General features: G+C 44.0%; 24 protein-coding genes. 23 read left to right on the top strand and 1 reads right to left on the bottom strand.

Going from position 1 to position 19,391, the window contains the following annotated elements:
• The first annotated feature begins 41 nt into the window (after positions 1 to 41).
• The 18 genes from spoIIM (at position 42) to ACFQ4A_RS02765 (ending at position 15,267) form a co-directional block, all read left to right on the top strand.
• On the top strand, positions 42 to 683 hold the full coding sequence (spoIIM, locus tag ACFQ4A_RS02850; protein ID WP_382397353.1) for a stage II sporulation protein M: 642 nt from the start codon (positions 42 to 44) through the stop codon (positions 681 to 683).
• 109 nt (positions 684 to 792) lie between these two features.
• On the top strand, positions 793 to 1,251 hold the full coding sequence (fur, locus tag ACFQ4A_RS02845; protein WP_382397351.1) for a ferric iron uptake transcriptional regulator: 459 nt from the start codon (positions 793 to 795) through the stop codon (positions 1,249 to 1,251).
• 273 nt (positions 1,252 to 1,524) lie between these two features.
• Positions 1,525 to 1,674 (top strand): DUF4227 family protein, encoded by a 150-nt coding sequence (locus ACFQ4A_RS02840; RefSeq protein WP_382397523.1) that lies wholly within the window; start codon positions 1,525 to 1,527, stop codon positions 1,672 to 1,674.
• 5 nt (positions 1,675 to 1,679) lie between these two features.
• The gene (gene xerD, locus ACFQ4A_RS02835; protein ID WP_382397349.1) at positions 1,680 to 2,573 is read left to right on the top strand and encodes a site-specific tyrosine recombinase XerD; all 894 of its coding nucleotides are present in this window, start codon (positions 1,680 to 1,682) and stop codon (positions 2,571 to 2,573) included.
• Between the two features lie 161 nt (positions 2,574 to 2,734).
• Positions 2,735 to 3,913: a phosphopentomutase gene (deoB, locus tag ACFQ4A_RS02830; protein WP_382397347.1), complete on the top strand. Its 1,179-nt coding sequence runs from the start codon at positions 2,735 to 2,737 to the stop codon at positions 3,911 to 3,913.
• Positions 3,914 to 3,928: 15 nt separating this feature from the next.
• The gene (locus ACFQ4A_RS02825) at positions 3,929 to 4,750 is read left to right on the top strand and encodes a purine-nucleoside phosphorylase (RefSeq protein WP_382397345.1); all 822 of its coding nucleotides are present in this window, start codon (positions 3,929 to 3,931) and stop codon (positions 4,748 to 4,750) included.
• Positions 4,751 to 4,765: 15 nt separating this feature from the next.
• On the top strand, positions 4,766 to 6,070 hold the full coding sequence (locus ACFQ4A_RS02820; protein ID WP_382397343.1) for a pyrimidine-nucleoside phosphorylase: 1,305 nt from the start codon (positions 4,766 to 4,768) through the stop codon (positions 6,068 to 6,070).
• Between the two features lie 464 nt (positions 6,071 to 6,534).
• Positions 6,535 to 7,713, top strand: a complete 1,179-nt coding sequence (locus ACFQ4A_RS02815; RefSeq protein WP_382397341.1) for a D-alanyl-D-alanine carboxypeptidase family protein — start codon at positions 6,535 to 6,537, stop codon at positions 7,711 to 7,713.
• A 104-nt stretch (positions 7,714 to 7,817) separates the two neighbouring features.
• Complete coding sequence (gene spoIIAA, locus ACFQ4A_RS02810) at positions 7,818 to 8,171, top strand: anti-sigma F factor antagonist (RefSeq protein WP_382397339.1); 354 nt, start codon at positions 7,818 to 7,820, stop codon at positions 8,169 to 8,171.
• Complete coding sequence (gene spoIIAB, locus ACFQ4A_RS02805) at positions 8,168 to 8,605, top strand: anti-sigma F factor (RefSeq protein ID WP_382397337.1); 438 nt, start codon at positions 8,168 to 8,170, stop codon at positions 8,603 to 8,605. The genes spoIIAA and spoIIAB overlap by 4 nt, the downstream gene beginning before the upstream one ends.
• Before the next feature lie 8 nt (positions 8,606 to 8,613).
• Positions 8,614 to 9,369: an RNA polymerase sporulation sigma factor SigF gene (sigF, locus tag ACFQ4A_RS02800; RefSeq protein ID WP_382397335.1), complete on the top strand. Its 756-nt coding sequence runs from the start codon at positions 8,614 to 8,616 to the stop codon at positions 9,367 to 9,369.
• Positions 9,370 to 9,543: 174 nt separating this feature from the next.
• On the top strand, positions 9,544 to 10,161 hold the full coding sequence (locus tag ACFQ4A_RS02795; protein WP_382397333.1) for a stage V sporulation protein AA: 618 nt from the start codon (positions 9,544 to 9,546) through the stop codon (positions 10,159 to 10,161).
• Positions 10,139 to 10,567 carry a stage V sporulation protein AB gene (locus tag ACFQ4A_RS02790; protein ID WP_382397331.1) on the top strand — a complete coding sequence of 143 codons (429 nt, stop codon included), beginning with the start codon at positions 10,139 to 10,141 and terminating at the stop codon, positions 10,565 to 10,567. Before ACFQ4A_RS02795 ends, ACFQ4A_RS02790 begins: the two co-directional genes overlap by 23 nt.
• Positions 10,568 to 10,629: 62 nt before the next feature.
• Positions 10,630 to 12,105 carry a spore germination protein gene (locus ACFQ4A_RS02785; protein WP_382397329.1) on the top strand — a complete coding sequence of 492 codons (1,476 nt, stop codon included), beginning with the start codon at positions 10,630 to 10,632 and terminating at the stop codon, positions 12,103 to 12,105.
• A gap of 209 nt (positions 12,106 to 12,314) precedes the next feature.
• Positions 12,315 to 13,622, top strand: a complete 1,308-nt coding sequence (lysA, locus tag ACFQ4A_RS02780) for a diaminopimelate decarboxylase (protein ID WP_382397327.1) — start codon at positions 12,315 to 12,317, stop codon at positions 13,620 to 13,622.
• Between the two features lie 63 nt (positions 13,623 to 13,685).
• The gene (locus tag ACFQ4A_RS02775; protein ID WP_382397325.1) at positions 13,686 to 14,123 is read left to right on the top strand and encodes a peptidylprolyl isomerase; all 438 of its coding nucleotides are present in this window, start codon (positions 13,686 to 13,688) and stop codon (positions 14,121 to 14,123) included.
• Between the two features lie 9 nt (positions 14,124 to 14,132).
• Positions 14,133 to 14,582 (top strand): M50 family metallopeptidase, encoded by a 450-nt coding sequence (locus tag ACFQ4A_RS02770; RefSeq protein ID WP_382397323.1) that lies wholly within the window; start codon positions 14,133 to 14,135, stop codon positions 14,580 to 14,582.
• A 307-nt stretch (positions 14,583 to 14,889) separates the two neighbouring features.
• Positions 14,890 to 15,267, top strand: a complete 378-nt coding sequence (locus ACFQ4A_RS02765; protein ID WP_382397321.1) for a GNAT family N-acetyltransferase — start codon at positions 14,890 to 14,892, stop codon at positions 15,265 to 15,267.
• 75 nt (positions 15,268 to 15,342) lie between these two features.
• Here ACFQ4A_RS02765 and ACFQ4A_RS02760 read toward each other — a convergent pair whose 3' ends face one another.
• Complete coding sequence (locus ACFQ4A_RS02760; protein ID WP_382397521.1) at positions 15,343 to 15,426, bottom strand: YjcZ family sporulation protein; 84 nt, start codon at positions 15,424 to 15,426, stop codon at positions 15,343 to 15,345.
• 212 nt (positions 15,427 to 15,638) lie between these two features.
• On the opposite strand from ACFQ4A_RS02760, the gene ACFQ4A_RS02755 reads away from it, so the two are divergent.
• The 5 genes from ACFQ4A_RS02755 (at position 15,639) to ACFQ4A_RS02735 (ending at position 19,323) form a co-directional block, all read left to right on the top strand.
• Entirely contained in the window at positions 15,639 to 16,370 is a 732-nt protein-coding gene (locus tag ACFQ4A_RS02755) for a segregation/condensation protein A (RefSeq protein WP_382397319.1), read from the top strand.
• 2 nt (positions 16,371 to 16,372) lie between these two features.
• On the top strand, positions 16,373 to 16,969 hold the full coding sequence (gene scpB / locus ACFQ4A_RS02750) for an SMC-Scp complex subunit ScpB (RefSeq protein ID WP_382397317.1): 597 nt from the start codon (positions 16,373 to 16,375) through the stop codon (positions 16,967 to 16,969).
• A gap of 140 nt (positions 16,970 to 17,109) precedes the next feature.
• Positions 17,110 to 18,213, top strand: a complete 1,104-nt coding sequence (locus tag ACFQ4A_RS02745; RefSeq protein WP_382397315.1) for a D-alanyl-D-alanine carboxypeptidase family protein — start codon at positions 17,110 to 17,112, stop codon at positions 18,211 to 18,213.
• Positions 18,206 to 18,790 (top strand): nucleoside recognition domain-containing protein, encoded by a 585-nt coding sequence (locus tag ACFQ4A_RS02740; protein WP_382397313.1) that lies wholly within the window; start codon positions 18,206 to 18,208, stop codon positions 18,788 to 18,790. The genes ACFQ4A_RS02745 and ACFQ4A_RS02740 overlap by 8 nt, the downstream gene beginning before the upstream one ends.
• Before the next feature lie 2 nt (positions 18,791 to 18,792).
• Positions 18,793 to 19,323, top strand: a complete 531-nt coding sequence (locus ACFQ4A_RS02735; protein ID WP_382397311.1) for a spore maturation protein — start codon at positions 18,793 to 18,795, stop codon at positions 19,321 to 19,323.
• Positions 19,324 to 19,391: the final 68 nt, after the last annotated feature.

The following is a 19,391-nucleotide window of genomic DNA, read 5'->3' as shown; positions in this document are numbered from 1 at the left end:
TCTACTAGAAGCGAAATTTACATGAGTGATGGAGGATTCCGATGAATAACAAACGCACTTTGTTAATCGATCACGTAAGAGAACATGCTACCATTTATATTTTTATGACGATCCTGTTTTTAACCGGTGTTATTTTTGGTGCCATCATTGTAAACAGTATGAATTTTGTACAGAAACAGGATTTGTTTTTTTACCTTGAACGCTTTTTCGGTGGGATAGCTGAAGATGAACAAATCAGCAGCCGTGAAATATGGACAAGCAGTTTTTTTTATCATGTGAAATACCTCTTTTTACTGTTTGTTTTGGGCCTGTCTGTTATCGGTCTCCCAGTCGTGTGGATTTTATTGTTTTTAAAAGGCCTCGTTGTTGGCTTTTCCGTTGGTTTTATCGTTAACCAGCTCGGCATGGACGGCCTTTTTTTGGCATCATTGTCGATTGCGCCGCAAAATTTGCTGGTTATACCAGTTTATATTATCGCCGGCAGTTTATCGATGCTTTTCTCCCTGACATTGTTAAGAAAGCTTTTTTCGCGACGAATCGCTCAGCCTGTTCTCCAGCCTTTGGGCAAATATGCGGCTGTGTTTGCTTCCCTGATGGTGTTTTCCCTGGCTGCAGCTGCCATGGAAGCTTATGTAGCTAATGGGGCGATGGAAATGTTAATAAACGCCCTTTATAATGAGTAACATATATAATATAATAATGATTACAAATAACAAATTATAATCATTATACTTTGACACGTCACACCTGTGAGCATATAATGTAGTTGGGGAAACAGGGAGGAGAGTTGCCATGGAACACCGTATTGAACAGATAAAAAAACAGCTCCATGCCCAAAGCTATAAATTGACACCACAGCGGGAAGCCACTGTCAGGGTGTTGCTGGAACGTGAAGATGATCATCTCAGTGCTGAAGATATCTATCTACTGGTTAAAGAAAAAGCACCTGAAATAGGTTTGGCAACTGTTTATCGGACACTGGAATTGTTATCGGAACTGAAAATCGTTGATAAAATTAACTTTGGTGATGGTGTCTCCCGTTATGACCTTCGGAAAGAGGGGGCAGAACATTTTCATCATCATCTCGTTTGTACCGAATGCGGCTCTGTTGAAGAAATTATTGAAGATTTGCTCGGAGATGTGGAGAAAATAGTTGAAACGAATTGGAGCTTCCAGGTGAAGGATCACCGATTGACATTTCATGGAATTTGTAAACAATGTCAGGAAGCGGTCGTCAAATCGACAAGTTAACAAAGAGATCGTGACCGTACGCCTTTTTTCTTCAAAGGAAAAAGGTATTTTATTGTTCAAACAGATAACGAATTAATGAAAGTCAATTCATTTACATTTTACATCCAATAGGTTATTTTGGTAATAGTAGGTAATTCATGTTCGTTCCCATGTATATTGTCAGTCTTTTTTGGCATATCTTGATTAATAGATATGTAAAAGAGGTGACCGACAATGAAACAACTAATTTGGGACACGTTCAAGGTGTTTGTTATTTTCATAGCCTGCACTGGCCTGTTTTATTTTGGCTTGCGGTATATGCATACCGAATACGAACAATTTCACCGCTATGACCCCCCGGAAGGACCGTCTGTCGAAGTTTTTGAGACAGATAACCAAAGGATTATTGATCGGTTGAACTTATTTTTTCGCTTAGGGGAGTAATGAACATGCTTAAACCCACTTTTGATGATTTTTTCCATTATTTACTGGTGGAGCAAGGCGTATCTGATAATACATTAGCATCCTATAAGCGGGATTTGAAACATTATATGCAATACCAAGAAAAAATAAGCCGGAAATCAGACTGGAACGACATCGGCCGATCCGATATCATCGGGTTTCTTTACAAACTGAAAGAGGATGGTAAATCGGCTGCTACCATTTCCCGGACGATTTCGTCAATTCGTTCATTCCATCAATTTCTCATTCGGGAACAACTGGTCAATCATGATGCCAGTATACATATCGAAACACCGAAAAAAGAGCGAAAATTACCTGCGACGCTATCTGCGCATGACGTGGAGACTTTGTTAACAATTGGCGGCCGTACACCTTTAGCGCTTCGGAATAAGGCGATGCTTGAGTTAATGTATGCGACCGGGTTGCGTGTAACGGAGCTGGTATCTCTGGAAGTGAGTGATCTTCATTTGACCATGGGGTTTGTCCGCTGCATGGGAAAAGGCTCAAAAGAACGGATTGTCCCGCTGGGTGACGTAGCGAAAAAAGCGGTAGATGCGTATTTACAGCAGGCGAGAGGGCACCTCGTTAAACGGGGACAGGATCAAAATGCTTTGTTTGTGAACCAGCATGGCCGACCGCTGTCACGCCAGGGTTTCTGGAAAATATTAAAAGGGATTGCCCGTGATGCGGGGATTAAAAAACAGATCACACCGCACACATTAAGGCATTCATTTGCCACACATTTACTGGAAAATGGTGCTGATTTGCGATCCGTTCAGGAAATGCTCGGTCACGCCGACATATCGACCACGCAAATTTACACACATATCACAAAAGCCAGATTGAAAGATATTTATCAATCCTATCATCCGCGGGCTTAATCATTTATGTAGGTTGAATCAGCTATGCGCAGGTAATACCGTTTTCAGGCAGGTATTGCGGGTAGGTCCTTTTAACCGGATAGTCGTCAGACATCATACAACATGAAGGCTAACATAATATGACGTGAAACAGGGAAAAATAACGACAGGAGGTATGAAGGATGCAGGATTTTAAACGTATATTTTTGATTGTTATGGATTCCGTTGGGATCGGAGAAGCACCTGACGCAAAAGATTTTAACGATGAAGGTGCGGATACGTTGGGTCATATCGCAGATCGGATGGACGGATTGAATATGCCTCATATGGGGGAATTGGGTTTAAGCAATATCAAGGAAATAAACGGCATTGAAAAAGCAGGAAGCCCGATGGCCCATTACACGAAAATGCAGGAGGCTTCCAACGGCAAAGATACCATGACCGGTCACTGGGAAATTATGGGCCTGAATATTCAGCAGCCATTCCGGACATTTCCGGACGGTTTTCCGGACGAGTTAATTGCTGATCTGGAAGGCAGGACAGGCAGAAAAGTGATCGGGAACAAACCGGCATCAGGTACGGCCATCATTGAAGAGCTGGGCAAGGAACACATGGATACAGGGGCGCTGATTGTTTACACGTCTGCTGATTCTGTTTTACAGATCGCCGCTCATGAAGAGGTTGTGCCATTAGAAGAATTGTACCATATATGCGAAATCGCCCGTGAACTTACGCTGGATGAAAAATATATGGTTGGCCGTGTCATTGCACGTCCATTTGTTGGTGAACAAGACGCTTTTCAACGCACAGCCAACCGCCATGACTACGCGTTAAAACCTTTTGGCCGTACGGTTATGAATGAACTGGACGATGCCGAATATGACGTGATCGCGCTTGGTAAAATTTCCGATATTTATGACGGTGAAGGGGTTACAGAGGCGATTCGCACTGCCGATAACGAAGACGGCATGACAAAACTGATTGATTCGATGGCCAAAGACTTTACAGGATTAAACTTTTTGAATTTGGTTGATTTCGATGCCAAGTACGGCCACAGACGTGACCCTGAAGGTTATGGCAAGGCCCTGGAAGCTTTTGATGCACGCTTGCCGGAAGTCATGAACCGGCTGAACGAAGATGACTTACTCATCATTACAGCCGATCATGGTAATGATCCGATCCATCATGGAACAGATCATACACGGGAGTATGTGCCACTGCTTATTTATCATACTAACATGACCTCCGGAAAAGAGTTGCCACTGAGGGATACGTTTGCTGACATTGGTGCAACGGTGGCGGACAACTTTAAGATTAACATGCCGGAACACGGAAAAAGCTTTCTGGCGGCTATCAAATAGGAGGGGGTGTTCAGGATGGATCAGACAATGATAAAAGAAGCCGTCGCCCATATCAATGGTCAACTGCCTGCCAAACCCGTTTTAGGACTGATTTTAGGATCGGGGCTTGGTGTGTTGGCTGATGAGATTGAAGACCTGGTGACATTTGCCTATAAAGATATCCCTCATTTTCCGGAATCAACAGTAGCTGGTCATAAAGGTCAGCTGGTAGCAGGTGAATTGGAGGGGAAGCAGGTTATTGCGATGCAGGGTCGCTTTCATTACTATGAAGGTTATTCCATGCAGCAAGTGACGTTCCCTGTACGGGTTATGAAAGAATTGGGCGCCGAATCGATTATTGTGACCAATGCAGCCGGTGGCATCAACAGGTCTTTTGAACCCGGCAATTTAATGCTGATAACCGATCACATCAATCATATGGGTGACAATCCGCTACTTGGTCCAAATGACGAATCCTTGGGGGAGCGCTTCCCTGATATGTCTCAGGTATATGATAAAACCTATCTGCACCATGCGAGAGACTGTGCAGCCAAACTGGGATTAACGGTTCAGGAAGGTGTTTATGTCGGTAACCCCGGCCCCACATACGAGACACCGGCGGAAATTAAGATGCTGCGGACACTCGGCGGTGATGCAGTTGGCATGTCAACTGTTCCTGAAGTGATTGTCTCGGGCCATGCAGGTCTGCGGGTGCTGGGCATTTCCTGTATTTCCAATATGGCTGCCGGCATTCTTGATCAGCCGCTGACCCATCAGGAAGTCATTGAAACGACCGAACAAGTACGGGAAGATTTCCTTCGATTCGTGAAAGAAATCATCCGAACATTACCTAATTAGGATAAAGGTGATTTTATGCGAATGTATGACATCATTGAAAGAAAGCGTGACGGCCAAAGTCTTACCAGTGACGAAATCCGTTTTGTTGTCAACGGCTATACCGGCGGTGAAATCCCGGACTACCAGGTGAGTGCACTTTTAATGGCAATTTTTCTCCAAGATATGACCGAAGCGGAACGCGCGGAACTGACCACTGCCATGGTCGAATCCGGTGATCAAATGGATCTTTCAGCCATCTCCGGCATCAAAGTTGATAAACATTCAACCGGCGGTGTTGGTGACACAACAACGCTGATTCTCGCCCCGCTGGTTGCGTCACTTGGGGTTCCGGTAGCGAAAATGAGTGGCCGGGGCCTGGGGCACACCGGTGGAACAATCGATAAGCTGGAAGCAATTCCAGGGTTTCATGTGGAAATAACCAGTGATGAATTTGTTGACCTTGTTAACCAAAATAAAGTAGCCGTTGTCGGCCAGACTGGAAATCTGGCTCCGGCTGACAAAAAACTGTACAGCCTGCGGGATGTGACAGCAACTGTCAATTCGATTCCCCTGATTGCGAGTTCGATTATGAGTAAAAAAATCGCTTCCGGTACCGATGCGATTGTTTTGGATGTTAAAACCGGAGCCGGTGCGTTCATGAAGCAGTTTGAAGAGGCCAAAGAGCTGGCGCGGGCGATGGTTTCAATCGGTAACCATATTGGCCGCAATACCATGGCAGTCATCTCCGATATGAGTCAGCCGTTGGGGAGTGCGATTGGTAACGCGCTGGAGGTTAGAGAAGCCATTGATACACTGCAGGGTAATGGTCCGCACGACTTGACTGAGCTATGTCTGGAACTCGGCAGCCAAATGGTCGTATTGGCGCGCAAAGCGGATACACTTGACGAAGCGAAAGAACGTTTAACTGAAAACCTAAACAACGGAAAGGCTTTCGATCATTTCAAACGATTTCTTGCGTCACAGGGCGGCGATGCGCGTGTGGCGGACCATCCGGAGTTGTTGCCGCAATCACCTTGTACATTCGAGCTTCTCGCGAAAGAATCCGGGGTTGTCTCAAAGATTGTTGCTGACAATATTGGCTCAGCTGCTATGATGCTTGGTGCAGGTAGAGCGACGAAGGAGTCTAAAATTGATTTGTCTGTCGGTGTTGTCCTGCACAAAAAGATCGGCGATGCTGTCAATCAAGGTGAACCACTGTTGACGATTCATGCCAGTACCACGACCGTGGATAGAGTGAAAGAAAAGCTGTATGAAAGCATCATAATAGCCGATGGCGTTGTCGACACACCACCACTTATATACGACACCATAACAGAATAAAACACTTTGGGCGCATACTGATTTCAGTATGCGTTTTTTCACGCATGTAACGGACACTAATCCCCCCAAAATACGGGGGATAACTGTCCATAAATGTCCGATTCTGTTCAACTAACATTCAGCGGGAAGAAGCGCCCCACTGAATGAAGTTTCACTTTATCACGCATGTAACGGACACTAATCCCCCCAAAATACGGGAGATAACTGTCCATAAATGTCTGATTCGGCTCGGGCCTGCACGATGTAGGTCACGGGAGGCGTTGCAACAGGACAAGGAAAGGTGCGACAGCGATACATCGCACGAAGAAAAAGTGCTTTTCTTTTTCGAGGACGTTGCGACCTTAGCCTTTGTTCCTTAATATCAGCGGGGAAAGAACATCCCGATGATTGACGTTTCGCTTTATTGTATAAGAAAATCTGCAAATGGCAATCATAGGAGTATATTGAATGTTGGAGGTTGAACAATGAGAAGACTTGTTTTATTGACTAGCATTATATTTTCAGTTTTAATCCTGCCACTGACCGTCTTCGGCGAGGAAAATGAAGAAGATAAAGTTGATGAGGAGCTGAACATGGCCCCGGACACACAATCCGCCATTTTGATTGAGCGTGATACCGGAAAGCTGCTGTTTGACAAAAATGCCCATGAAAAACTGCCGCCTGCCAGTATGACCAAAGTTATGACTCTACTACTGATTATGGAAGCCCTTGACGAGGGGAAGATTGACAAAGATGAAACCATCCGAATCAGTGAACGTGCTGCCTCCATGGGGGGATCGCAAATATTTCTCGAAGCCGGCGAGGAAATGACCGTTCATGATCTGCTCAAGGGCGTCGCCATTGCCTCTGGAAATGATGCCAGTGTAGCACTAGCTGAGCGAATAGCTGGCAGTGAAAAAGCGTTTGTCGAACAAATGAACGAAAAAGCTAAAACATTGGAGCTGGAAAACACACAATTCCAGAATGCCACCGGACTACCGGCTGACAATCACTACAGTACGGCTCACGATATGGCCATTATGGCGAAAGCGTTATTAAAATACCAATCCGTAACGGACTATACATCGATTTACGAGGATTATTTGCGAAAAGGTGAGGAAAACGAATTCTGGCTTGTTAATACGAATAAACTGGTTAAATTTTACCCGGGCGTTGACGGGTTGAAAACCGGATATACGAACGAAGCAAAATACTGTTTGACGGCTACGGCCGAGAATGACAATATGCGGGTCATTGCGGTTGTAATGGGTGCAGATACGACAAAAGAACGGAATGCCAATATCAGCAGCATGCTTGATTATGCATTCAATCATTTTGAAACCAAAAATTTATATGAAAAAGGCGAAACGATCACCGCATTGGAGTTATTAAAAGCGGAGGATGAATCCATTGATGTCGTAACATCTGAATCGGTTAGTACCATCCACCGCAAAGGTGAGGAAGACAAAGATGTGTCTGTATCAGTCAACATGAAATCCGATCTGAGCCTGCCGATCCAACAAGGGGACCAGGTTGGTGAATTAGTGATTAAAAATAAGGACGGGAAGCCACTTTCTAAAACATCGTTAATCGTGGAAAATGACGCTCAGAAGGCTTCATATTTAACGTTATTCAAACGGACCATGCGCCATATGGTGAATTAAAAGACATTCTGGTGAATTTCTTCTTCTTTTGTCGAGAGGCAGGATTTGAACATCCCTATAACGAAAGAATACCCAGAATGAATATGTGAGGAGGAACTGGAATAATGAGTCTGTCTACTGTGTTTGATGTTAAACAGGATGTCCTTGTCGTCAGAATGGCCGGCGAATTGGATCATCATGAAGCAGAAGGATTGCGAAACGAGTGGAAAGAAATGATGTATTCCAACGCTATCAAACATGTCGTTTTGAACCTTGAGTCTGTAACATTCATGGACAGTTCAGGGCTTGGTGTCGTTCTGGGCAGATACAAAGAAGTACTGCAGCTCGGAGGGGAAATGGTTGTCTGCTCCGTTTCGGCACCAGTTCTGCGATTATTTGAAATGTCCGGTATGTTTAAAATTATACGTTTAGAGGAGAACGAGGAATACGCGTTATCAACGTTGGGGGTGGCTTCATGAAAAATGAAATGTTTGTCGAGTTTGCCAGTGTGAGCGAAAATGAATCATTTGCCAGAGTGACCGTTGCTTCTTTTGTTGCTCAGCTGGATCCAACGATGGATGAGCTGACCGAAATTAAAACCGTCGTTTCCGAAGCCGTTACAAATGCGATTATCCATGGTTATAACAATGAACCGGGGAATCATGTTTCCATTTCCTGTGTGCTGCACGAAGATGAAGTGGAATTAATGATCAAGGATGAGGGCATCGGCATCGGTGATGTGGATGAGGCCAAGCAGCCGCTCTATACCTCCAAGCCCGAATTGGAAAGGTCGGGGATGGGCTTTACAATCATCGAGAACTTTATGGATGCGTTGGAGATCATATCGTCACCTGAAAATGGGACAACTGTTCATATGACAAAACAATTATCAAAAAAAACGGTTTCTAAATAGGGATGCCTATGGATGTGAATGTTGAAAATGCGAACCGTCAGGAATCATTGACGGATGAACAGGTGAAAACCTGCATTCATAAAAGCCAACAAGGTGACAAACAAGCGCGTGATCTGCTGGTCGAAAGCAATGTCAGACTCGTATGGTCAGTTGTCCAGCGATTTATCAATCGCGGATATGATCCTGATGATTTATTCCAAATAGGTAGCATTGGCCTGATTAAAGCGATTGACAAATTTGATTTATCTTATGATGTCAAGTTCTCCACATATGCTGTGCCCATGATTATCGGAGAAATCCAGCGGTTTATCCGGGATGATGGCAGTGTCAAAGTAAGCCGCTCCCTGAAAGAGACAGGTAACAAAATACGTAAAAAACGGGATGAATTAACAAAGCAGCTCGGACGGACACCAACGGTTCTGGAGATTGCCGAATCGCTGGATATCACATCCGAAGAAGTCGTCCATGCCGAAGAAGCTGCTAAATCACCTCATTCTATCCACGAAACAGTGTTTGAAAATGATGGGGACCCGATTACATTATTGGATCAAATTGCCGATGATGACACAAGCTGGTTTGACAAACTGACACTGCAGGAAGCCATGAGACGGCTGAATGAACGCGAACGGCTTATTCTGTATTTACGCTATTATAAAGACCGGACACAATCCGAAGTGGCCGATAGACTGGGCATTTCTCAGGTTCAGGTGTCAAGACTGGAGAAAAAGATACTGAAAGATATGAAAATGAATATGATTCCATGACGAAAGGAAGGCTGTCCCAATTATCTCTCGGGGCAGCCTTTTCATATCCTTCCTGAAGTCTTTTGGTCCTGAGATTAATGACGGCAATATTTGCGCCGGACTTTTTTCTGTCATATTTTTTGTGTTTTTAACAAACACTAACAGATACCATATCGTAAAGAGGATGAGACTTATATGTCAGAAATCGTCTATTTGCGCATGAAAAAGAATGTCAGCATGACGTACTTAAAGCAAGTGATGCTGAAGGATATAGCGAACATTTCTGCATCCTCACCATTACAGCAAGAGCTGGAAAAGACCCCGATCTACCGGCTTACAAAAAAAGATCGGAATGTGGTGATTGTGGATAGCTTTCTAGTTATCGATTATTTGAACAAAACATACAGTAACTTGGAGTTTCAGCTTGTCGGGCCATCTCATACCATTATCCGAATCCAGCAACATAAAAAGAAGCCAAACGTATTGGTCGTAGCATTTGTTTGGCTGCTTTTGTTTATCGGAACAGCCATGACCATTATGAACTTTCATTATGATGTCAGTATGCAGGAAGTTCAGCAGAAACTCCATTACATGCTGACGGGTGACGAAAACCAATACCCATTATGGATTCAGATACCGTATTCATTCGGACTAGGGATTGGAATGCTGTTATTTTTCAATCACTGGTTCCGTAAGCGATTCAATGAAGAACCGAGCCCTCTCGAAGTTGAGATATTCAATTACCAGCAGAATATGGACCACTATCTCAGTTATTATGAGAATAAGCTGAATGATACCGGACGTTCTCACTAAGCTGCTGGAGATGATGATTGGGTTCGCTGCTGGTATTGCGGTCGGGGGCGGATTTGTTGCATTTTTAACGGTATTGGGCATCATTCCCAGGTTAATCCAATTAAGTAAAACAGATAAGCTGATCCCCGTCTATATTGCTAGCATCATTACCGGGTCGTTGTTCGGGATATATATATCATTTGCGGATGTATCCTGGAATCAGCCTGCTCTGTTGCTTATTCTTTGGGGCTGTTTTCACGGGCTGTTTAATGGCATGCTGGCAGCTGCTTTGACGGAAGTGCTGAATGTATTTCCGATCCTGTCAAGACGAATACGACTGGAGGATAAATTGTTGTGGCTGCTAATGGCGATCGTCTTAGGGAAAGTTGCCGGATCCCTTTTTCAATGGACCATTTTTGCGGAATGAGTTTCCTGTAAACGGAATGATCGTTACCTTCATAAAGTCAGATAAGTGGAGAGTTGTATAATATGAGTCAAAACCAAACGAAAAGTCCAATTTACACAAAAATAGAAAAAAATGAACAATATATGCGGGACCATATTGGACTGGATACATCGTTTGATCTCGATTTTCGCGAATTGGTGATTTTAAAACGAAAAATTCAACTGTATTACGTTAACGGCCTTTGTGATGGGTCTGTGATACAGCAAATCATGCGCCAGCTCGTCCAGATCAATGATGATGAAACAAATACGAAAAAATTACCGGAAATAGTGGAAAACCGGATTATTTATCAGCAGGTGGAACGGACAAAGTCGTTGGATGAAGCTGTCGATCAGATGCTGTCCGGTTTATTAATTATTTTTGTTGATGGTATAGATTATGCCTTTATTGTCGATGTCCGACACTACCCCGGACGTTCACCGGAAGAGCCTGACACGGAGCATGTGGTCAGGGGTTCGCGCGATGGCTATACGGAAAACGTCATTGAAAATACAGCTCTGACAAGAAGACGGATCCGTGACGCCCGCTTGCGCCATGAGATGTTAAAAGTTGGTGAGCGATCGAAAACGGACGTTTGTCTATGCTATATTGATGATATAGCAGACAGGCATCTGATTAACTTAATAAAAGATAAATTAGCTCAGATCGAAGTCGACGGGATAGCCATGACGGATAAAACGGTGGAAGAATTTATGACCAGCCCGAAATGGAAACCATATCCGCTGGTCCGTTATACGGAACGGCCTGATGTGGCGGCTGCTCATTTGATGGAAGGGCACGTGGTATTAATTGTGGATACGTCTCCAAGTGTTATTATCCTGCCGACGACTTTTTTCCACCATGTCCAGCATGCTGAAGAATACCGCGAAACACCGCTGGTCGGTACAATCATGCGTTTGTCAAGGTTCTTTGCGATCATGTTATCCATTTTTCTGTTGCCTTTATGGCTCTTATTCGTCATGGACCCGTCGTTATTGCCGGCAGAGCTTTCGTTTATTGGTCCCAAGGAAGAAGGTACCGTACCTGTGGCAATCCAAATCATTCTGGCTGATTTGGGCATTGAGTTTCTGCGGATGGCTGCTATCCATACACCGACGCCATTGGCAACATCGATGGGACTTATTGCAGCCGTATTAATTGGGGAAATCGCTATTGATGTCGGGCTGTTTGGACCGGAAATCATTTTGTATGTATCGGTCAGTGCCATTGGCATTTACGTCACACCGAGTTATGAACTAGGGGTTGCCAATAAGATTGCCAGGATCGTTTTAATTCTGGCGACAGCTTTATTTGGGTCAATTGGATTTGCCATCGGCGTGACACTTTATGTTCTCTATCTGGTGCAATTAAAATCATTACAGACGCCATATCTGTGGCCGTTTATTCCGTTCAATGCTGCAGGGATGAAAGAGATAATCTTCCGTATTCCTATGCCGTACTCGAATAAACGGCCCAGCATTGTCCATCCAAAAAATGATTACAGGCAGCCGAAACCATAATCATAAGCCACGTTCGTTTTATTGGAAAACGAACGTGGTTTTTCAGTTTTTATTCGGCTCTTTCGCTTTATTCTTTTTTTTTCGGCTTTTATGTGATAAAGTATTTTTACACTTTGAAATGACATAACAGAATGGCTTTAAATATCTGGAGCCGTTTTTGAGTTCCAGTTATGTCTTCGGCGGTCTGCTATGAATTGGGGGAATATGATATGATCGTGGATCACCATCCATTTAATATAAACGAGGTAGGACATCTGACAATCGGTGAAATGGATACAACAGAGCTGGCTCGAAAGTATGGGACACCATTGTACGTTTATGATGTTTCATTAATCCGGGAAAACTGCCGTGCTTTTGTCAATACATTTCAGGAACTCGGTGTCCAGGCACAGGTAGCCTATGCGAGCAAAGCTTTTTCGTCCATCGCCATGCTTCAGGTTATTAAGCAAGAAGGCCTGAGCCTTGATGTCGTCTCACAAGGGGAACTTTATACAGCACTGTTGGCGGATTTCCCCGCCAGTAAAATTCATTTGCATGGCAATAATAAAAGTTATGCTGAGCTGGAAATGGCCATCGATCATGACATTGGCTGTATTGTCGTCGATAATTTTCAGGAAATTGAACTGATCGATAAAATTCTTCAGGAAAAAGATAAAACAATCGATATCCTGATGCGTGTCACACCGGGGATTGAACCCAATACACATCAATATATCATGACGGGCAATGAAGATTCCAAGTTTGGTTTTAATTTGGCTGACGGACAGGCTGATCAGGCTTTCTTACGATTACAGGAGCAGCAGCATATGCGCTTTAAGGGGCTTCACAGCCACATTGGCTCACAGCTGTTTGAATCAGAAAGTTTTTTGCTGGCAGCGCAGACCTTATTCAAGAAACTGGCCGAGTGGCAGGTTGAGTACGATTTTGTTCCGGAAGTCCTGAATCTTGGCGGTGGATTCGGTATCCGCTATACTGAAAAAGACCAGCCGCTTTCATACCCTGAACACGTACGGAAGATCACGGCCGCTGTTCAGGAACAGGCAGCCGCTTTTAACATGCCTTTACCGGAAATCTGGATTGAACCGGGACGAGCCATAGCCGGTAATGCCGGCATTACTCTTTATACCGTCGGTTCGACCAAAAATATACCGGATGTGCGCCAATATATTTCGGTTGACGGGGGTATGACAGACAACCTGCGCCCGGCGCTTTACCAGGCGGAATATGAAGCTGTGCTGGCCAACAAAGCGGGACAGCCAGCAACAAACACGGTTTCAGTTGCCGGAAAATGCTGTGAATCGGGGGATATGCTGATATGGGATCTGCCTGTTCCCGACATTGACAGTGATGATATATTGGCTGTGTTTTCAACAGGTGCGTATGGATATGCAATGGCCAGTCATTATAATCGATTTCCCAATCCAGCCGCAGTTTTTGTTGAAAACGGCCGGGACCAGCTTGTAATTAGACGTGAAACCCATCATGATGTGGTGAAAAACGATATTTCCTACGAGTGATGGTGTTGTTTTCTGCGGAAAGGTCAGCTAAAATGGAAAAAGAATAGAAAGGGAGATATGATAATGCAGAAAAAAGGCTATATTTTAATGGAAAATGGCAATAAAATCGAGTTTGAACTTTATCCGGATGAAGCGCCCAATACGGTCGCGAATTTTGAAAAACTCGCTAACAGCCAATTCTACGATGGTCTGACATTTCATCGAGTGATTGATGGATTTGTGAGCCAGGGAGGCTGCCCGAAAGGGAATGGCACCGGATCAGCCGGCTACACCATCAAATGTGAAACAGACGGCAATCCGCATAAACATGTGGAAGGCTCGTTGTCCATGGCTCATGCAGGAAAGGATACAGGAAGTTGTCAATTTTTTATCGTCCACGCACAGCAGCCGCATCTGGACGGGGTTCATACTGTCTTCGGTCAGGTGACATCCGGTGTGGAATTCGCAAAGGCGATGAAAAATGGGGATGTCATGAAACAAGTCAACGTGATGACAGACTAATCGCATCAAATGACGTTTGACTTACTGCTTTATCTTGTCTTCATTGTTGCCCCGGCCGGAACTGCCGTTCATGAAATAGGGCACGTCATGGCGGCGGGAATACTTGGGGCTGACCGTATGACGTTATCGATCGGCACAGGCCTTACAGTGTATCGGTCGTCATGGCATAAAACCGCTGTTTCAATCCAATTGTTGTTCTTTTTGGGTGGAATGGCCAGCAGTGAACGAAAAGTTCCCTATCGGAAGCGTGAACAAATCATGATAGCTGCTTTTGGCCCGCTGACAAGTTTGTCGGCAGCGTTTCTTTGCGCCGGTTTATATGCTATCTTTCCAACCAATTATTTGCTGTTGTTGGTGTTATTTAATGTGTGGCTGGCGCTTGTTAACATGATTCCCTTCCGTTTTGGTGGAAAACAATCGGACGGATATACCATCTATAAGACCATGAGACGAAAATAGGAAGTGTATGCTTTATTGAAAATCCGGCCATGATAGTAAAGGATGAATGTAAAGTTGAACCAGCGTAAAAAGAGTTGGCTGTTGTTTTTTATACTATTGGTTCTTGGGTTTACCTGGGGCTTTGTTTATTGGTTTGTCTTTGTTTTTTAGGAAAGCTCATAATCATTTCCAGTATATTGACAAATAAAGTCTGATACGGCATAACTATATATACAAACTTATAGGATAGGGTCAGTGGGATACTGTTTGCTCCTGGTATACTGTGATCTGTCTAATGGGAAAGTTGTTAGCATAATGAGGGATAAGTATGTTAGTTCGTTATAAAAAAAATTATGAGAAGATCGCGATGGGACTACTGTCTTTTATGCCCGAAGCAAAAGATGTCAAAAAATTGCAGCAGACCATCAAAGAATATGAGACAAACCCGGACTGGCAGCTCTTCCTGTGGAAAGAGGAAGATGTGCTGGGGGCCATTGGTGTGCGCATTGAGAATGATATTAATGCGGTTGTTCAGCATATTTCGGTGAATCCCTCCCATCGCAATTCAGGAATCGGCAAAAAGATGGTAAAAGAAGTTGAGGAGCAATTTGGAAATAAATATGCCGTCTGTGCTGATGAATTGACCCAGCAATTTCTCAATAAATGTATGGAAGATGAACAGCAGCAAAATGATGACAGTGATTAAATAAAAAGCCATCTCTTGATAAGAACAAGAGATGGCTTTTAAGTGGGGAATCCGGGCGGACAGTTAAGCTGTCAATTAGAACCACGCAGCCCCAACGATGATCAGAAGAATGAACAATACGACGATCAGCGCAAAACCCCCGCCATAGCCATAACTCATAATGAAATTCCTCCTTTTCGCTTAACGAATAAATGTTTTTTTGATAACATTTATCTTACATTAATAACATATGACAGCCGTCACTACGTTGTATAGGCGTTTATGACAGGTCATGATGATTTTTTCCCGGAACACTTTCAGGCGGTCTGATCCGGATGACTGTTTCGTAAAGGTAAAAGCTGGGTTTTTCCATACAGGAGAGGAGGACTGTCGTGAATCAGCCATATAAAGTGAAAATTGATGCTTTCGAAGGTCCTCTTGATCTGTTGCTGCATTTGATCAACCAGTATGAAATTGATATATACGATATTCCAGTTGCACAGATAACGGAGCAATACATGGATTATATTCACACGATGCAACGACTGGAGCTTAATGTCGCCAGTGAATATTTGGTCATGGCCTCCACATTGCTTGCTTTAAAAAGCCAGATGCTGCTGCCGAAGCAGGAAATTGAGGAAACGGACGAAGAATATATGGAAGATCCGCGCGAAGAACTAATGCAGCGTCTGATTGAGTACCGGAGATATAAAGACGCGGCGAGAAAATTGCAGGCTAAAGAGGCTGAAGCGAATCAGACTTTCACCAGATCACCTGTTTTGTTAAATCACGCTGACACCAGACCTGCCATAAAGGGCGATACCACTATTTATGACATGATTCACGCCCTGGGAAAATTGTTCGAGCGTAAGAAATGGAACGAACCACTGGAAACAAAGGTAACCAGTGAAGAAATTCCGATTGAGCAGCGGATGGTTGAAGTGCTGAAACGCGTTAAGCACGCCGCTGACGGGATAGTTTTTGACCAGTTGTTTGACTATCCGTCCCGCCCACATATTGTCGCGACCTTCATGGCACTACTTGAATTAATGAAAAATAATGACGTCACATGTGAGCAGGAAAAACATTTTGACCATCTGTACGTTTTTTATACGGGGGATTGATCGTGGAAATCAACGAATTAAAAGCAGTCACCGAAGGATTATTGTTTGCAAGTGGAGATGAAGGCGTCACGATAAAACAATTGGCACGGGTTCTGGACATCCCGGATCATTCGGTTGAGTATTTATTGGAAGAATTAAAGTATGATTATGACAATACAAACCGTGGTATGTTGCTGATGCAGTCACATGATGTCTTTCATTTGACGACGAAACCTGAACACAGTCCGTATTTAAAAAAGCTGCTTGAAACCCCCCAGGCAACGAGAATGTCACAAGCGGCACTGGAAACGTTAGCTATTATCGCCTATAAACAGCCGATCACCAGGACCGAAATCGAAGAAATTCGCGGGGTAAAAAGCGACCGGCCTGTCCAAACGTTGATGGCCAGAGCACTCATTGAGGAAGCAGGTAGAAAAGACGGTGCCGGACGTCCCATTCTATTTATAACGAGCAGAGAATTCCTCACCTATTTCGGTTTGACGTCACTGGATGAACTGCCACCCCTTCCTGAAGACGTCGGCACCGAGCAAATCGACCAGGAAGCTGATTTATTTTTTGAACAATTTTCGGCCTATACCGATGAGGGCAATCCGGTCTGAATCCATAAAAAGTATCACCAGCGTTATCCTTACAATTATGTAAGGATTTTTTTAACTGTATGTCACGGAATAAGTCATATTCTTCGGCGGGACAAGCATAAACTGTATGGACAAATTAATCGTCTGCAGGAGGAAACAATATGCGTTATGCCGCCATAGCACTTGCTTGTCTTCTTATCATCCATTTTTTTAACCCGGTTGTTGGACAAGCAGAACCGGGGGTTTCAGCCAGTAATGCCATATTGCTTGAACAGTCGTCCGGAAGGGTGTTGTTCGAAAAGCAAGCACATCAGCAGCAGCCCATCGCCAGTATTACAAAAATCATGACCGCGATCATCGCCGTCGAATCCGGCCAATTGAATGAGCCGGTCACCATAAGTAATCGTGCTGTTAATGCGATTGGCTCTTCCATTTATTTGGAAGAAGGCGAAAATATGAAACTGAAGGACCTTGTTTATGGATTAACGCTTCGTTCCGGCAATGATGCAGCTGTTGCCATAAGTGAACATGTCGGCGGGAGTATGGAAGGGTTTGTCCATTTGATGAACCAAAAAGCAAAATGGATCGGCATGACCAATACATCATTTGCAAACCCGCACGGTCTTGATTCGGATCAACATTATTCCACCGCCTATGATATGGCACTTTTAATGCGTTATGCCATGGACAATGACATATTCAGAGAGGTGACGAAAACAAAAAGCTACAAATCGGATAAACGGGCATATGCCTGGCGGAACAAACATAAATTGCTGACCGGTATGTATGACTATGCGAACGGCGGTAAAACCGGTTTCACAAAAATTGCGGGGCGAACCCTTGTGAGTTCAGCCAAAAAAGGCGATATGGAACTGATTGCTGTAACGCTGGATGGGCCTGACGACTGGCGCAATCATATTGACATGTTTGAATGGGGATTTTCCCAATACGATATGACGACAATCGATCAAAAAGGCGAAAGTATTTACCAAATGGCAGAAAACGGTGATCAGGTTACCGGTTATTTGCACCATGACATTACGTTACCACTTAATGACCATGAACGACAGCAAATTGAAAGCCAATCATTTATATTGCATGAAAAACCACGGACAGCAGCAGATGTGATTGGAAAGACCATCTATTTTGTGGATGCTGTTCCCATTAAAGAGGTGGCCATACATTCCGACCGGAACAAGGCCGGGATTTTGACAGATATGGTGACCATCTATCAGCGTATTACCGGGTTTGATCCGCATGGTTAACATTATATGGGCACTAATGGCAGGGATCGGCATCGTTTATGCTATGTTCAATGGCACGATGGATAAGGTGAATGAAGCGTTATTTGAAAGTGCGGAAGAAGCCGTTACCTTATCAATTGGTCTGATCAGTATTCTTGTATTTTGGCTCGGGATTATGAAAGTGGCGGAAAAGGCGGGAATTCTGGATTTTCTTGCTAAACTGTTCAGGCCGATTGTCGTGCGGATTTTTCCGGATATACCGGAAGACCATCCAGCAATTGGCTATATTTTGTCAAATATTACCGCCAATATTTTTGGCTTGGGAAATGCGGCGACCCCAATGGGGATTAAAGCAATGGAGCAGATGAAGGAATTAAGCGGGACAGATACGGCATCCAGATCGATGATCACCTTTCTGGCAATAAATACATCCAGCTTAACGATTATCCCGACGACCGTTATATCCATTCGGATGCAATATGATTCTGTCTCCCCGACAGAAATTGTCGGGACAACGATTATCGCAACACTTATTTCCTCAGTCAGTGCGTTAATCATTGACCGTATTTTTTACTACAGAAGTCTCAGGAGGAAATGATTATGGGTGTTATGGCAACGATCAGTACCTGGCTGATCCCGTGTTTTATTTTAATTGTTTTGTTTGTTGCGACCTGGAAACGTATCCCGGCATACGAAATGTTCGTTGAAGGAGGCAAAGATGGTGTCAAAATGGCATTTTCTTTACTTCCTTTTTTAGTAGGCATGATTGTGGCCATATCCATATTGCGAAGCTCGGGCGCATTGGATGCGTTTATCCAATTGATTTCACCTTTTCTCATATTTATCGGCATACCACCGGAAATTATTCCATTAGCGATGGTCAGACCTATTTCCGGGACTGCCGCATTGGGGATGACCACCGAGCTGATCGGGACGCATGGGCCTGACTCGTTTATCGGCAGATTGGCATCCACCATGCAGGGAAGCACAGACACGACATTATATATCCTGACCATCTATTTCGGAGCTGTTGGTATCCGGAAAATGCGGTACGCGCTAAAAGTTGGACTGTTGGCTGACCTTGTTGGTATAATTACTTCGATTATTGTTGTAACGTTAATATTTGGATAAACTATTCGAGTAGCGTTAACATATAGTTAACGCTACTATTGTGTAGAGATTAAGGAAAATGGTGATAT

The organism is Lentibacillus salinarum (assembly GCF_042679865.1).
Taxonomy (GTDB): Bacteria; Bacillota; Bacilli; order Bacillales; family Amphibacillaceae; genus Lentibacillus; species Lentibacillus salinarum.
This window is presented reverse-complemented; position numbering and strand designations above follow the sequence as displayed.

Bases quoted from the DNA above. Each gene is read 5' to 3' on its own strand.
- ACFQ4A_RS02825 (WP_382397345.1), top strand. From the start codon at position 3,929: ATGGATCAGACAATGATAAAAGAAGCCGTCGCCCATATCAATGGTCAA.
- ACFQ4A_RS02765 (WP_382397321.1), top strand. From the start codon at position 14,890: ATGTTAGTTCGTTATAAAAAAAATTATGAGAAGATCGCGATGGGACTA.
- xerD (WP_382397349.1), top strand. From the start codon at position 1,680: ATGCTTAAACCCACTTTTGATGATTTTTTCCATTATTTACTGGTGGAG.
- ACFQ4A_RS02760 (WP_382397521.1), bottom strand. From the start codon at position 15,426: ATGAGTTATGGCTATGGCGGGGGTTTTGCGCTGATCGTCGTATTGTTC.
- ACFQ4A_RS02790 (WP_382397331.1), top strand. From the start codon at position 10,139: ATGATACCGGACGTTCTCACTAAGCTGCTGGAGATGATGATTGGGTTC.
- ACFQ4A_RS02740 (WP_382397313.1), top strand. From the start codon at position 18,206: ATGGTTAACATTATATGGGCACTAATGGCAGGGATCGGCATCGTTTAT.
- spoIIAB (WP_382397337.1), top strand. From the start codon at position 8,168: ATGAAAAATGAAATGTTTGTCGAGTTTGCCAGTGTGAGCGAAAATGAA.
- ACFQ4A_RS02815 (WP_382397341.1), top strand. From the start codon at position 6,535: ATGAGAAGACTTGTTTTATTGACTAGCATTATATTTTCAGTTTTAATC.
- sigF (WP_382397335.1), top strand. From the start codon at position 8,614: ATGGATGTGAATGTTGAAAATGCGAACCGTCAGGAATCATTGACGGAT.
- deoB (WP_382397347.1), top strand. From the start codon at position 2,735: ATGCAGGATTTTAAACGTATATTTTTGATTGTTATGGATTCCGTTGGG.
- ACFQ4A_RS02820 (WP_382397343.1), top strand. From the start codon at position 4,766: ATGCGAATGTATGACATCATTGAAAGAAAGCGTGACGGCCAAAGTCTT.
- ACFQ4A_RS02775 (WP_382397325.1), top strand. From the start codon at position 13,686: ATGCAGAAAAAAGGCTATATTTTAATGGAAAATGGCAATAAAATCGAG.
- ACFQ4A_RS02735 (WP_382397311.1), top strand. From the start codon at position 18,793: ATGGGTGTTATGGCAACGATCAGTACCTGGCTGATCCCGTGTTTTATT.
- ACFQ4A_RS02785 (WP_382397329.1), top strand. From the start codon at position 10,630: ATGAGTCAAAACCAAACGAAAAGTCCAATTTACACAAAAATAGAAAAA.
- spoIIAA (WP_382397339.1), top strand. From the start codon at position 7,818: ATGAGTCTGTCTACTGTGTTTGATGTTAAACAGGATGTCCTTGTCGTC.
- spoIIM (WP_382397353.1), top strand. From the start codon at position 42: ATGAATAACAAACGCACTTTGTTAATCGATCACGTAAGAGAACATGCT.
- ACFQ4A_RS02770 (WP_382397323.1), top strand. From the start codon at position 14,133: ATGACGTTTGACTTACTGCTTTATCTTGTCTTCATTGTTGCCCCGGCC.
- ACFQ4A_RS02795 (WP_382397333.1), top strand. From the start codon at position 9,544: ATGTCAGAAATCGTCTATTTGCGCATGAAAAAGAATGTCAGCATGACG.
- ACFQ4A_RS02745 (WP_382397315.1), top strand. From the start codon at position 17,110: ATGCGTTATGCCGCCATAGCACTTGCTTGTCTTCTTATCATCCATTTT.
- fur (WP_382397351.1), top strand. From the start codon at position 793: ATGGAACACCGTATTGAACAGATAAAAAAACAGCTCCATGCCCAAAGC.
- lysA (WP_382397327.1), top strand. From the start codon at position 12,315: ATGATCGTGGATCACCATCCATTTAATATAAACGAGGTAGGACATCTG.